Here is a 12,862-nt window from a genome sequence, read left to right as displayed (position 1 = left end):
AAAACCGATAATCCAGCTGTGGCCGACGAGCGCGTCAATACCAACAGCTCAACGGCTCCCACTCGGTTTCTGCTGGATACCAACGTCATTATCGCGTTGGAGCCGTATGCCGGCCAAATGGAAGCTGGTATGACCCCGGCCGCGACCTTCGTCCGACTTGCAATGAAGCAAGGGCATCACGTCTTTGTTCACCCTGCAAGCCGCGACGAACTCGCCGAGGGATCCGATCCGACTCGCGTGCAACAGCGGATGGCCGAACTCAAGAAGTTCGACCTGCTGGCCGAGTCACCGATCAGCTCAACGATCAGTAACGAGCTCGGCCCTGTCGAATTGGACAGCAACGACCACCGGGACAGAAGGATTCTGGCGGCGCTGAATTCGAATGCCGTGAATTTCCTTGTAAGCGATGATGTTCGCCTCGGGCAACGAGCGAAACGTATCGGCGTCGGCGACCGGGTCCTTACCTTGGCCGATGCGGCCGCGATGCTTGAGGGATTCGAACCGTCGATCGCGCCACCTCCGCCGCGAGTCACAGTGCTGCCACCATATGCGTTAGACCTCGAACAAGACATCTTCGACAGCCTTCGAATCGAGTACCAGCCGGACTTCGATGACTGGATCGCCAAGGTTCAGGCCGACTCGTCGAATCGCGAGTGTTTCGTCATCGAGGAGGCCGATGGGACCTATGCGGCCATCGCGATCGTGAAGATCAATGAGTCTGACTGCGCCTACCCATTCACGCAGCCGGTGTCGAAAATCTCCACATTCAAAGTTGCTGAACAGTTTTCAGGATCGCGGTACGGAGAATTGCTGCTGAAGGCAGTGCTGCGGTCGCACTATGATCATGGAGTCGGCAGCGCGTATGTCGAGGTGTGGCCGCACCACCAGCCGCTTATCGACTTCTTGGGGCAATTCGGCTACGTCGAGGGCGCGCAGTCCGCGCGCGGCGAACTCGTTCTGCTCAAAAGCTTTCAGCCGCGCGACAAGAGCCTGCCGCCGCTCGACTACCACATTAGATATGGGCCACCGGCTATCTCGACGGATGCCTCGGTGTTCGTCATCCCGATTCGCGCGCACTGGCATGATCAGCTCTTCCCCGAGTGCGCATCCGATGCAGTCGGAGACCAGCTCACTTTCCCCGACATCGCCGGCCAAGCGACACGACCGTGGGGGAACGCGTTACGAAAAGCCTACTTGTGCAACGCGCCAACGAAGCAGGTGCGCCCGGGCGATGTAATCCTGTTCTACCGGTCGGGCCTGCAGGTCGTTTCAGTTGTCGGCGTCGTGGAGCGCACACACCGCACCTCCGCCCCGGATGAAGTGCTCAATCTTGTTGCGGGGCGCACGGTCTACGGCACCGACGACATCTCAGAGCTCGCAACACATTCCCGCGGTGTACTTATCCTGCTGTTTCGTAAGGATCGTGACGTCGAGCCACCGTGGACCGACTCAGAGCTCATTGCCAATGGCGTGCTTAACGGTCCGCCGCAAACGGTAACCAAGGTGAAGGAGGTTGGCACCCAATGGGTTCACCAACAACTGGCCGACAGGTAGTTCTATCTGTACATCCCCGGTTCGCCGAAGCCATCATGGACGGACGCAAACGGGTCGAGTTTCGTAAGCGGCCGCTCGCCGACGACGTGACCCGCGTGTGGGTGTACGCCACCGCGCCAGTGCAACGGATCATTGGGTACTTCGAGGTCGAACGCACCATTACGGCTGCACCACAAGTACTTTGGCGCAAGTTTTCCAAAGTCGGGTGCATCGACCGCGTCGACTTCGATCGGTACTACGCCGGAAGCGCCTCCGGCGCAGGCATCGGCATCAGAGCTGCCGTCCGCCTTGAAACGCCACTGGCGATATCTGAACTCCTGCCGTCGGGGGTGCCGCCGCAGAGCTTCGCGTACGTGAGTCCACCCTCTGATCACCAGAACGCGAGAACACATCATCAACTCGCTCGGGCCTGAATCGATCCATAGGAGGCCGCAGCTACGTCATGTTGCAGCACAACAGTTTCCTTCAACCTAGGTGTCGACTGTTTCGGCCAGTGTCCCGCTGAGCCCCACCTGGTAGCAGCCACCGAAGATCGGGATACACGACTGGCTGGTCGTACGTCGGCCGCGTCGTACTTCTGCACGGGGTGCTCGCTCTAGTTAATCCTCTATCAAAGTTAGGTCGGAATCAGTATGCGGTGAACCGACAACCCAGCACCTGATACGCCAGGTGCCCGGTCACTTCGGGTGCCTATGGTCTGTGCGAGTTCCCTAGGGACACAGTAGGTTTCATCCCAAGATGGGTGTGAACGAATTGTCTTTGAGGTGACCATGTTCCGTCCGGGCCGACGCCGTGCCCGGCTGGACGGGTAACAATCCCTGCCGGGGCTGGGCCGACTTCGATTGCCACGCCATGGGGCCCAGTCGGATTATCGGCGCCGGCGCCTGTCCGTCCGAAACGGCGCTTAGGACATCCAGAACGCGATGGCGTGCATGCCGCTGCTCAATGCAACGGTGGTTGGCAACCGCCCGGCGACGTCGAAGCAGACAGGGTCGGTCGATACATGACCTTTGCCGACCGTTGCTCCGCCTATGGCACGCGAGTTTGCCCGAGCCGGCGAAATTGATCGGTGCGCATGCGGACCTCACTGACCGATGGTCCACGCAGACCGCTGAGCCACCGAATCGCGGCAGGCAGTGTCGGTCAGCTGACAGTGTGACGGCGCAGGCACTGGATCACACCCATAGTTCGAGGGTGACAGCTTGTGCGCTCTCGACACCATTTGCCCTCGTGAAAAGGACCATCCGCGATGTACCGACTCCATGAGCTCAACACAAGATGCCCCCTACGCGGACCATGGGCCTGCCCCCGCGATACGGGCGCAGCGCGATGCGGTGTGCCCTGCTCGAACCCGGCGCCGCGGCCACGACATCGCTTTCGCCAGCAGAGTTCGACGTGATCATGGTGCGGAGACTTCGGCCATGTGCGCCCTCAGGTTTCCCGTCGCTTGGATTGGGATGCGACGTCTGCTACTCGCGCCAGCAGGCCATGAGGCCGCTGATTCCGAATATTCAAGGTACCCAGCGACATTGCTTCCCGTGGTGATTGCCATTGCCGCATCTCTGCAGGCCGCTTCGGCGCCAGCGAGCATTGCGCGCAGGCGGGGGCCCATTAAAGTAGTCGGTAAGTACGTAGTAAGTACGGAGGTTTATGGTGGCGTCCATGTGGGTTGGTGCACGGGGTGGGTGGCTCCATCGTGCGGGGTTGCTAGTGCTCACCGTGTGTTGTGTAGCGGTTGCGCTGTCCCCCGCAGGGGCGGCGGACCCGAATCAGCGGGCGGTTGATCCGCCACCTGGGGTCGATGCGGCAACGGATTTGGCGGTGCCGACGGCCGACGTCGCGGTCCCGGGCGGTACAGACTCCACTGCCGGCCCGGGGTTGGTGAGGGCTGCCGGGCCTGTCGGGGGCCAGGATCTCGAACACCGGCATTTTTGTGCACGCAGCCCCGTGGTCGCTGTCCGATCAGGGCAAGCGCAACGTCAGCCACGGCTGCATCAACATTAGCCCCGCCAATGCGAAGTGGTTCATCGACAATGTGCAACGCGGCGACCCGGTGGTGGTCAAGAACTCTGTCGGCATCTACAACCAGAACGATGGAACGGACGACTGGCAGCGCTAAACACGTTCTGCCACACCATCGCTGACTTCCTGCGCCCGTCTTGCCGGCACTGCGCGATGACACCAGGAGCAGTGGCCCAGACCCCGTTGATCGGCGAAGCATTCGGAGAGGCGTTGTGATGTTCGATTACCGAGATCCAAATTTGTGGTTGGGTGTGGCGTTGGTGATCATGGGCGTGGCCGTGGGGATCGTCACGCGAAGCGCTCCCGGTTGCGGCTGCCGTCGTACCGGCAGCGACACCGAGGACGCGAGGGTAGCGGTGCCGTGGCTGATGGTGCTCGCAATGGTTGTCGGCGTGACGATCATCGTGTACTCGTTCACCGGTTCCGGCACCGGATTCCGCGGCAGCCAAGGCACCGCGACACCGTCCACATCGGTCGCGCCATCGGTGCCGCCGGCCATGGCCATCACTCCACTGGACGGGGTCGGTGAGGTGGATCCGCTGAGCGCTGTGGCGGTGACCGCCACAGCGGGAACACTCGCCGATGTCGTGATGCTCTCGGACCGGGGTGATCGCATCGGTGGGATCATGACGCCGGACCACCTCACGTGGAAACCGGCAGTCCCGCTGGTCTACGGGCGCACCTACACGGTGACGGCCACAGGGGCTGGAAGCGACGGGGTGCGTCGAACGCAGGTGTCGACTTTTTCGACGCTCACGCCGCGCAACCAAACCAAGGCGTACCTGACCACTACGGCGGGGACGGCACTGACCGATGGGGCTACCTACGGTATCGGGGTGGTGGTTGTCGCTCATTTTGATGAACGAATCAGCGACCGTGTCGCTGCCGAACGACGGTTGTCGGTGACGACCTCCCCGCCAGTACCAGGATCCTGGTACTGGCTGGACGATCAGAATGCGCACTGGCGACCTGAGCACTATTACGCGCCGGGCACCGTCGTCACCGCTGCAGCCAACATTTTCGGCGCGCAGCTCGGAGATGGCCTGTACGGGCAGGAGGACAGCCACGTCGGCTTCCAGATCGGCGACGCGCACGTGTCGATCGCCGACGACGCCACCAAACAGGTTCAGGTGTACGACGGGAATACTCTGGTGCGCACCATGCCGACCTCGATGGGCCGAGGGGGAACGGAAACCATTGCCGGCAAGGATATCTCGTTTTGGACTCAGCGCGGCACCTACACGGTGATGGACAAGGCGAGCCCGGTGGTGATGGATTCCTCGACCTATGGCTTACCGATCAATTCGCGGCTGGGATACAAGGAATCCATCAAGTATGCGACCAGGATCAGCACCGATGGGATCTATCTGCATCAGCTTGACAGCACCGTGTGGGCGCAGGGCAACACCGACGTGTCCCACGGCTGCCTAAACCTCAATGCCGATAACGCCCAGTGGTTCTACGATTTTTCCCGGCCGGGTGACGTGGTGGAGGTCCGAAACACCGGCGGCGAGCCGCTGCAGGTCTGGCAGAACGGCGATTGGAGCGTGCCGTGGGCGCAGTGGCTGGCCGGCAGCGCGCTGACATAAGGCTCTGTGCTGCTTCAGTATTCGATAATCCGCGTGACGTACTGGGTCATCCCGCTACGGCGTACCGGGGACAACTTGACCGGTACCCCGTTCTGCTGGGCCTCAAGCATCTTGCCGGCTCCCAGGTAGAGGGCTTCATGCTGGCTACCGCCTGGCCCCCAGAACAGGATGTCGCCCCGGCGGGCTTCAGACAGGGGAACGTGCCGGCCGGCGTTGTACTGGTCACCGGAATAGCGCGGCAGCAGGACTCCGACGCCGGCAAAACCGTAGCGGGTCAACCCCGAGCAATCGAACCCGACTATGCCGGCGCCGTCGTCGACGCCGCGGCTCGGTCCGGTCAGGCTGCCCCCACCCCATGAATACGGCACACCGATCTGGCTGGCCTCGCGGCGGATGACGTACTCGACCGCCTGCCGGCCCGACACTCGGTACCCGCGACCGGGCGTGAAGGCCGGGGCCGAAGCACTAGCGCGGGACCCGAACCCGAGGCTGCCCAAAAAATTGCGCCCCAAATCCATCACCGTCTGGGTGGCCGCGGTAGTGGCCTGTAGCGACGCGTTCGCGATGGCCACGGGATCCCCGGGCGCCCCCGCACTCGCCCGCATCGGCAGCAACGGATCCCAGCTCTCGCCGCTGGCATGTGCCGACATCGGCACGGCCAACGCCAGTGACACCAACCCCGCGACGACGCTGGTCCGGCGCGCAAACTGTCCGGCTTTGATCACGGTTGTCCTCCCGCAGCGACACAACTACGCACTTAATACGTATGTATCTGCACCGCACATCACACGGGACGCACGAGTAACTATCATCACGGGTATCACTTCGGTAACGAGCGGTGTGTCGCCCAGGGAGGAGCGCGTCACTGGGTTAGCTTTCACCGTTTCGGTGGAAGCGGTCGACGCGGTAGACAGGACCGTGGTGCGAAACGAAAGACGGGGGCAGCGAGTGCGAATTCGCGGGTTCGGCGAGCTCGAGGCGGTCATCATGGACCGCGTGTGGTGCCGCGCGGAGCCGGCCACCGTACGCAACATTTTCGATGAGCTCAGTGTCGACCGGCCGATTGCCTACACCACCGTGCTGTCGACCATGGACAACCTGCACAAGAAGGGATGGTTGACCCGCGAACGGGTCGGCAAGGCGTTCGAGTATCGGCCGGTTCTCACACGCGAGGAGCACACCGCCCAATTGATGCATGCGGCGTTTGATGACGGCGGGGACGCTGAGCTGGTCTTGGCGTTCTTCCTACACACGCTCGACAGGAACCAGTCGGCGCGCGTGCGGGCGGCGCTGCGGCGAATCATCGACGGAACGGGCCGATGACCACACTGGCGATCTTGATGGTGGGCTACGCCTGCGTTGCGACATGGTTGGGGCCTCGGCCGCTGGCCAGACTGACCCGCAGCGTCATTTCACCGGGCCTGAGCGTCGTGGTGTGGCTCGTGGCGGTGATGAGTGTTGTGGGTGCGTGGGTAGGTGCACTGGCGGTCGCCACCGCCGATGTGCTCAGCGATGCACTCCATGGCCGGGTGCCGTCACTGTGTGTTGAGATCGCCGGCCGTGTCGGCCACGTGGGCCTGCCGGGCGCCCTTGGGTGGGTGGTCGCGATCGCCGCCATGGCATTCGGGTATCTCGTGACCGTGCGCTGGGCCAGGCGGGTCGTGTTGGTGGCGCGGCGGTTGACTCGCCAGAGCTACCAGCACGCCATCATGGCCAGGGCTGTGGGCACGCACACGAACGTCCCTGGGGTGGTGGTGGTTTCGGCCACCCGGCCGGCCGTCTATTGTGTGGCGGGTCGGTGCCCGGCCATTGTTGTCACATCGGCCGCGCTGACCGCTCTCGATGCGCCCGAACTAGCGGCCGTCCTGGCCCACGAACGAGCGCACCTGTCCGGGCGCCACCATCTGCTCTTGACGATCCTGCGCTCATTGGCCACGACACTGTCGCGGTTGCCGCTGTTCGCCGCGGCGGCAGCGGCGGTGCCCCCGTTGCTGGAGATGTGCGCCGACGACCGTGCCGCGCGCCGCTACGGTGCTGCACCGCTGCTGCGCGGCCTGTTGGCGCTCGTCGGCGGTGCGCCCGCCCCCGCCGAGGTCCTCGGGGCCGCGGAGAGCGCCGTACTGGTGCGGTCGCGGCGACTCGCGGCACCGCCCACCGCCGGCCGTCAATGGCGGCACCGTCTCACGATCGCTGCCATTGTCACCGCGATCGCTGCTCTACCAATACTTTTCGCCGCCGCGCTGCTCTGTCAGCGCTAACGATCGTCTTCGCCGCGGCCATCGCCGCCCACGCTGCAGCCAACCAAGGACCAGGGCCGTCGCGCCGATACCTACCAACATTAGGTGCAGGAGAGGTCCCCAGCGGGTGGCGGCAGTCAGCGTGGTGTTCAGCCCCACCTGGGTGTCCAGGTAGGCGGGTTCGAAGAACCTGGTGCGGGCCAGTTCTCGGCCATCGGGCGCGATGACCGCACTGATGCCGGTGGTGCCGGCAACCACGACGTAGCGGTCGTGTTCGACGGCCCGTAGCTTACTGAAGGCTAGGTGCTGCTCACTCATCGTCGCGTTGAAGGTGGCATTGTTGGTTGGCACGGCCAGCAGCTGCGCGCCATTGAGCACCGATTCGCGGGCTGCCCGGTCGAAGACGACCTCCCAGCAGGTGGCGACCCCGACCGGTACGCCTGCGGCGTGCACCACTCCGCTGCCGTGCCCGGGCACAAAGTAGCCCGCGCGGTCGGCGTAGGCCGACAGGTGCCGAAAGAAGCTGCGCCACGGTAGATATTCGCCGAATGGCAGGACGATCTGTTTGTCGTGTCGGTCGCCGGGACCACCGCCGGGGTTCCACACGATCACCGTATTGGTCGTCGCCGGGTGATCGGGCGTCCAGTCCGGGTGCATCAACACCGCCCCGACCAGGATGGGTGCGCCGATCGCGCGTGCGGCGCTGGCGATCTGGTGGGCCGCGTCGCGGTTGCGGAGCGGGTCAATGTCGGAGGAATTCTCCGGCCAGATCACCAGATGCGGCTGCCGGGCGCGGCCGGCACGCACGTCGGCCGCCAGGCGCAGGGTTTGGCTGACATGGTTGTCCAGCACGGCGCGGCGCTGCGCGTTGAAATCCAGCCCGAGCCGGGGCACGTTGCCCTGCACGGCCGCGACCGTCACGGCGGTATCGCTGGCGACGGCGGCCCCTGATCGCTGAACGTCCGGCGAGATCACCGCCACGCCCAGCGCTATCGCACAGAGACACAAGCCGGGAAGCTCCACCGCGGGGAAAGGCGAGAGTGAACGCCGCCCAGGAGGGCGCCACCGGCGTATCGCCACGGCGATGGCCGTCACGCTGAATCCACCGAGCACCACCGCGAACGACAGCAGCGGCGCGCCGCCGAGCCGCGCCAATGGCAGCAGTGGGCCGCTCGTCTGCCCGAAACCGACAATCCCCCAAGGAAAACCGCCGAATGGGACGGTGGATTTGAGCCATTCGACGCCGGCCCACACACCGGCGAGCCACAGTGGCCAGCCGGGCCGGCCTCGAACAACGGTGGCCAATGCACCGAACATGCCGGGAAACACCGCGCAGAACACCACCAGAGCCAGCCACGGCGCTGCACCGACGAGCGCGCCGACCCACGGCAGCAGCGCCGCGTAGGAGGCTGCACCGAACACCACGCCATAGCCGAATCCACTGGTGGCGCTGATGGATTCGCCGGTCAGGACCCAACCCAACAGTGCGAAGGCGATGAACGCGGTGAACCACCAGTTCACGGGCGGGAAGCTCGCGTACAGCAGCAGCCCCGCACCCGCACTGACGGTGATTCGCCTCAGCGTGGGCCGGCTCGCTACATTTCGGGCTGCGCCGCCCGCGTCGGGACATTGCTGGGATGGCGGGTCCGATCTCACGCGACCTACGGTACTGGTACGTAGATGCCGCCGTGCCGAACCGCAGGTGGCGGCGTTGGCCTACGCTTCCTCGATGGCGCCGAATGTACGTCGGTGGCGGTCGGTGCACGAGTTACGTTGACTGCGCGAAGAATTGGTCGGCATCGGTCGCCCAATCGTCTGGCGGTATGGCCTGCAACCGGCCGAAGGGGTAGGGACGACCGGTTGCAGGAGCACGCGACGGCACTACGGTGTCCAAGGGTGCCAGAGCCGTCCGCGCTGGCGTGAAACATTGTCACCTTGCGGACACATCGCTAGCGAAGGTCCGCTGTGGGCGGCATCCTTCGCGGATGCTCACCCCTCCTGGACGCAGCGAGTGTTGGCCATTGCCGACGGGTCAACCCGTCATCGCGTGGCGCACGAATCCGGCGGCATGGCCGCTTCCCGTCCAGGAAGGCTCGACTGATGGCGGCCTCTGACGACTCGATGCTGGGGTATCTCAAGGACCAGCTGGACAAGCCGCTGACGGTGGTCGGGGGCTTTGTGAAGATGAGCATTCTCACCTTTAAAGCCTTGGCGACAAGACCTTTTCAGTGGAAGGAGTTCGTCCTTCAGAGCTGGTTCCTGATCCGGGTGGCCTTCCTGCCCACGCTGGCGGTCTCCATCCCGCTGACGGTGCTCATCATCTTCACACTGAACATCCTCCTCGCGGAGTTCGGCGCGGCCGACGTCTCCGGCGCCGGCGCGGCCCTGGGTGCTGTCACGCAGCTGGGCCCGCTGGTGACGGTGCTGGTGGTCGCCGGCGCGGGTTCGACGGCCATTTGCGCAGACTTGGGCGCCCGGACCGTGCGTGAAGAGATCGACGCCATGGAGGTGCTGGGTATCGATCCGATCGAGCGGCTGGTGGTGCCCCGGGTGGTCGCCTCCACGTTCGTGGCCTTCATGCTCAACGGCGCGGTGATCGTCATCGGTCTGGTCGGTGGCTACTTCTTCGGCGTGTACATCCAGAACGTCAACGCCGGCGCCTACGTCTCGACCCTCACGCTGCTAACCGGTTTCCCCGAAGTGGTGATCTCCGTCGTCAAGGCCACCACCTTCGGTCTCATCGCCGGCCTGGTCGGCACCTACCGCGGCCTGACCGTGTCCGGTGGGTCCAAGGGTGTCGGCACCGCGGTCAATGAAACGCTGGTGCTCAGCGTCATCGCGCTGTTCGCGGTCAACGTGGTGCTCACCACCATCGGTGTCAAGTTCGGGACGGTGGCGGGATAGCAACACCTGCGGTTCCCGTCATCGCACGCGTGTGGACTCATCCGAACCGGTGCATGACCGCCGCCACGACCCGATCAGCGGCATCCTCCTGGAAGAAATGTTTAGCACCGTAAAGCTGTACGACGTCGACATCGCGGAACGCCGCCCGCATGCGCGGAACCACCTGTTCATAGCGAAAGAGCGCGTCGCGCATCGGGAAGGTGATCAGCAGGGGCCGGTCGCCCAGGACGCGCGGGACCGCGGCGGCCAGCTCGGCCAGCCACGGGTCAGCGGCCCGTAGTTGCCGCGGAAACTCTGCGAGGCCCACGCGGGCCGCAGCCGTAGGCTGTACGGCCCGATAGTGCTGCATCTCGGCCGGAGTGAGCGTGCGCGTCACCGCATGTTTGAGCGCGACGTCGACGAAGACATTGCGATGCCGGAGGAGCCATTGCAGGGGCGCGCTGGACATGATCACGCTGAATGCGCGCGCTCGAAAATCCAGCGGCCAGAACCAGGTGTTCCCGAGCACCAACCCAGTGACGCGAGCAGGCACCGATACGGCCATGCCGAGTCCGACCGGTCCGCCCCAGTCGTGTGCCATCACGATCGCATCGCGCAGATCGAGACCGTTGACGAGCTCGGTTGCGATTCGGGCGTGCTCGGCCGGGGTATAGCCGTATCCGACGGGTCGGTCAGAGAGCCCGAAACCGGGCAGATCGACGGCCACACAACGAAAATGCCCACGCAAGCCCCGAATGATGTCGCGGTACAGGAAACTCCACGTCGGATTGCCATGGAACATGATGATCGGTCGTCCCTGACCTTCGTCGATGTAATGCACTGGGCCCGCTGAACTTTCGAAAAACCGGGACTGGAACGGATATAGCTCAGCAGAAGGCGTGAAGTCGATCATCGGCTCACTGTGGCCAACCGCGGCTACGGCGGCAAGGGCATTGTCTCTGAACTGACACTGCGGTCGTCCCGCCGGTCGTTGACCGGCAGGCGCCGCGGGCTTGGTGGTACGTGCGGGTTCGTCAGCGGCCCAGGGCACCGCCGATCGGGCCGCACCGTTGGGTTGGGGACGTCCGCTATAGCCGCAGCGGGATGCCGCTGCCGGCGCGCCGGCAGCGGCATCCCGCGCATGAGAGCTGTAGCCACAACGCATGAGAGCTGTAGCCACAAACCCTAGCCGGCGGGGTTCGCTGGCCTCCTGGTCAAGCCGGCGACCACGGCGCGCTGCAGCTCCCCGAGCACCGACCACAACGGCGGGAGCCCGCGGGCCCCTCGGTACACCAGTAACCCGAGAATCGCCCCGAACACCGCGTGCGCGAGGTACACCGTGGTCTGAAATTCAGACACGCTCACCGTGGCGAAGATGCCGCCGATCCCGAGCGAGCGCGGCAATGGACCGCTGACAAAGCCGTAGCCGAGCACGAGTCCGTAGCCCATACCGATCAGCGACGCCGCCCACATCTTGCCCGCCGGGAAACCGCCCATGATCAGCGCGAAGATCACCCCGAACAGGGCCCCGTTCCAGTAATGGTCGAGGTAGCCCAGGATCGTCGAGCTGGTGCTCGGGCCGACCATGATGCGGCCGGTCGCCTTGATCCCCATCAGCATCGGCAAGTCGCCGGGCATGGTGTGAAAGATCCGAAACCCGCTGTAGCGCACCACCTCCAACCCGATCGTGGCCAGTACTCCAGCGGCCGCTCCGACGATGATGCCCCGCGCCAGCCGCCGCCAGCCGGCGGCGACGGCCAGCGCGAGCACCAACACGACGACGACCGCGGCGGGAACCCCGACGTGCAGCAGCAGCGACTGAAAAGTCCACCGCTCGGTGGCGGCGAGCGCGAACAGTTCGGCACCACCGACCGCAGCGGCCGCCATCACGATGCCGGTGGCCGCCAGCTCCGCGATGATCCTCCACAACGCGGCCGGGCCGTGCCGTGCGGTCACGCGACGGCGCCGGCGACCATGGCCGCGGCCTGCGACATCTTCTGGCCGCCATCAGCCAGCTTCGGATCAACCGCGGCAAACATCGGCGCGGGGTCGAAGTAGCTGACGTGCGCCTTGCCGTCATCGCCGGCCCAGACCAGGATCCGCAGCGGCAACACCGTGCCGATCGCCGGGTTCATTTGGAAGAACATCTTGCCCATGCTGGGGTTACCGACGAAGAAGGTATGCGCGCCAGCCAGATTCAGCCCGGTCGGCTTGAGTGCCGCGGCCTGATCAAGATCCCCGAGAATCATCATGCCGTTCGAGGACACCGCCGCCTTGAGCGCATTGAGCGCGTCATCAAAGCTGCCTCGAGCATCAACGGTTTTCAGCGTCAGGGCCTGAGGTGCCGACGGGTGGCCCATGCCGCCGCCGGTGGCCGCTTTGGTGAGCATGGCCGCCGCGTCGGACATCTTCTGGCCGCCGTCGGCGAGCTTGGGGTCGACCGCCGCGAAGGACGGTTTGGGGTCGAAGTAGCTGACGTGCGCCTTGCCGTCATCGCCAGCCCAGACCAGGATCCGCAGCGGCAACACCGTGCCGATCGCCGGGTTCATTTGGAAGAACATCTTGCCCATGCTGGGG

The 12,862-nt window shown here is 64.7% G+C and carries 12 protein-coding genes and 1 pseudogene; 7 read left to right on the top strand and 6 right to left on the bottom strand.

The window, feature by feature from the left end:
• The first annotated feature begins 18 nt into the window (after window positions 1-18).
• Both AC3WTE_RS14900 and AC3WTE_RS14895 read left to right on the top strand, forming a co-directional pair.
• Window positions 19-1,554, top strand: a complete 1,536-nt coding sequence (locus AC3WTE_RS14900; protein WP_205895710.1) for a GNAT family N-acetyltransferase — start codon at window positions 19-21, stop codon at window positions 1,552-1,554.
• Window positions 1,524-1,967 (top strand): ASCH domain-containing protein, encoded by a 444-nt coding sequence (locus AC3WTE_RS14895; protein ID WP_165682372.1) that lies wholly within the window; start codon window positions 1,524-1,526, stop codon window positions 1,965-1,967. The genes AC3WTE_RS14900 and AC3WTE_RS14895 overlap by 31 nt, the downstream gene beginning before the upstream one ends.
• 491 nt (window positions 1,968-2,458) lie before the next feature.
• Here AC3WTE_RS14895 and AC3WTE_RS14890 read toward each other — a convergent pair whose 3' ends face one another.
• On the bottom strand, window positions 2,459-2,617 hold the full coding sequence (locus AC3WTE_RS14890) for a DUF1942 domain-containing protein (RefSeq protein ID WP_492438806.1): 159 nt from the start codon (window positions 2,615-2,617) through the stop codon (window positions 2,459-2,461).
• 846 nt (window positions 2,618-3,463) lie between these two features.
• On the opposite strand from AC3WTE_RS14890, the pseudogene AC3WTE_RS14885 reads away from it, so the two are divergent.
• Both AC3WTE_RS14885 and AC3WTE_RS14880 read left to right on the top strand, forming a co-directional pair.
• Window positions 3,464-3,673 (top strand): annotated as a pseudogene (locus AC3WTE_RS14885) (L,D-transpeptidase); the annotation flags it as partial.
• Window positions 3,674-3,944: 271 nt separating this feature from the next.
• The gene (locus tag AC3WTE_RS14880) at window positions 3,945-5,165 is read left to right on the top strand and encodes a L,D-transpeptidase (RefSeq protein ID WP_165682410.1); all 1,221 of its coding nucleotides are present in this window, start codon (window positions 3,945-3,947) and stop codon (window positions 5,163-5,165) included.
• A gap of 14 nt (window positions 5,166-5,179) precedes the next feature.
• On the opposite strand, the gene ripB is transcribed toward AC3WTE_RS14880, so the two are convergent.
• Window positions 5,180-5,815, bottom strand: coding sequence for an NlpC/P60 family peptidoglycan endopeptidase RipB (gene ripB, locus AC3WTE_RS14875; protein ID WP_165682411.1), 636 nt, complete (start codon window positions 5,813-5,815; stop codon window positions 5,180-5,182).
• 298 nt (window positions 5,816-6,113) lie between these two features.
• On the opposite strand from ripB, the gene AC3WTE_RS14870 reads away from it, so the two are divergent.
• Complete coding sequence (locus tag AC3WTE_RS14870) at window positions 6,114-6,488, top strand: BlaI/MecI/CopY family transcriptional regulator (protein ID WP_165682373.1); 375 nt, start codon at window positions 6,114-6,116, stop codon at window positions 6,486-6,488.
• Entirely contained in the window at window positions 6,485-7,423 is a 939-nt protein-coding gene (locus AC3WTE_RS14865) for a M56 family metallopeptidase (protein WP_165682374.1), read from the top strand. The genes AC3WTE_RS14870 and AC3WTE_RS14865 overlap by 4 nt, the downstream gene beginning before the upstream one ends.
• Here the strand turns inward: AC3WTE_RS14865 and lnt are convergent.
• Window positions 7,382-9,058, bottom strand: coding sequence for an apolipoprotein N-acyltransferase (gene lnt / locus AC3WTE_RS14860; RefSeq protein WP_165682375.1), 1,677 nt, complete (start codon window positions 9,056-9,058; stop codon window positions 7,382-7,384). The genes AC3WTE_RS14865 and lnt overlap by 42 nt on opposite strands.
• A 465-nt stretch (window positions 9,059-9,523) precedes the next feature.
• Between lnt and AC3WTE_RS14855 the strand changes: the two genes are divergently transcribed.
• Window positions 9,524-10,306 (top strand): MlaE family ABC transporter permease, encoded by a 783-nt coding sequence (locus AC3WTE_RS14855; protein ID WP_492438804.1) that lies wholly within the window; start codon window positions 9,524-9,526, stop codon window positions 10,304-10,306.
• A gap of 37 nt (window positions 10,307-10,343) precedes the next feature.
• Here the strand turns inward: AC3WTE_RS14855 and AC3WTE_RS14850 are convergent, their stop codons facing one another.
• The 3 genes from AC3WTE_RS14850 to AC3WTE_RS14840 form a co-directional block, all read right to left on the bottom strand.
• Entirely contained in the window at window positions 10,344-11,198 is an 855-nt protein-coding gene (locus tag AC3WTE_RS14850; protein ID WP_165682377.1) for an alpha/beta fold hydrolase, read from the bottom strand.
• Between the two features lie 272 nt (window positions 11,199-11,470).
• On the bottom strand, window positions 11,471-12,241 hold the full coding sequence (locus tag AC3WTE_RS14845) for a hypothetical protein (protein WP_205895718.1): 771 nt from the start codon (window positions 12,239-12,241) through the stop codon (window positions 11,471-11,473).
• On the bottom strand, window positions 12,238-12,862 hold a 625-nt coding region (locus tag AC3WTE_RS14840; RefSeq protein WP_492438575.1), incomplete at its 5' end, for a DUF302 domain-containing protein. The genes AC3WTE_RS14840 and AC3WTE_RS14845, both read right to left, overlap by 4 nt.

This window comes from Mycobacterium sp. FW102-FHT13B02 (assembly GCF_058790275.1).
This window is presented reverse-complemented; position numbering and strand designations above follow the sequence as displayed.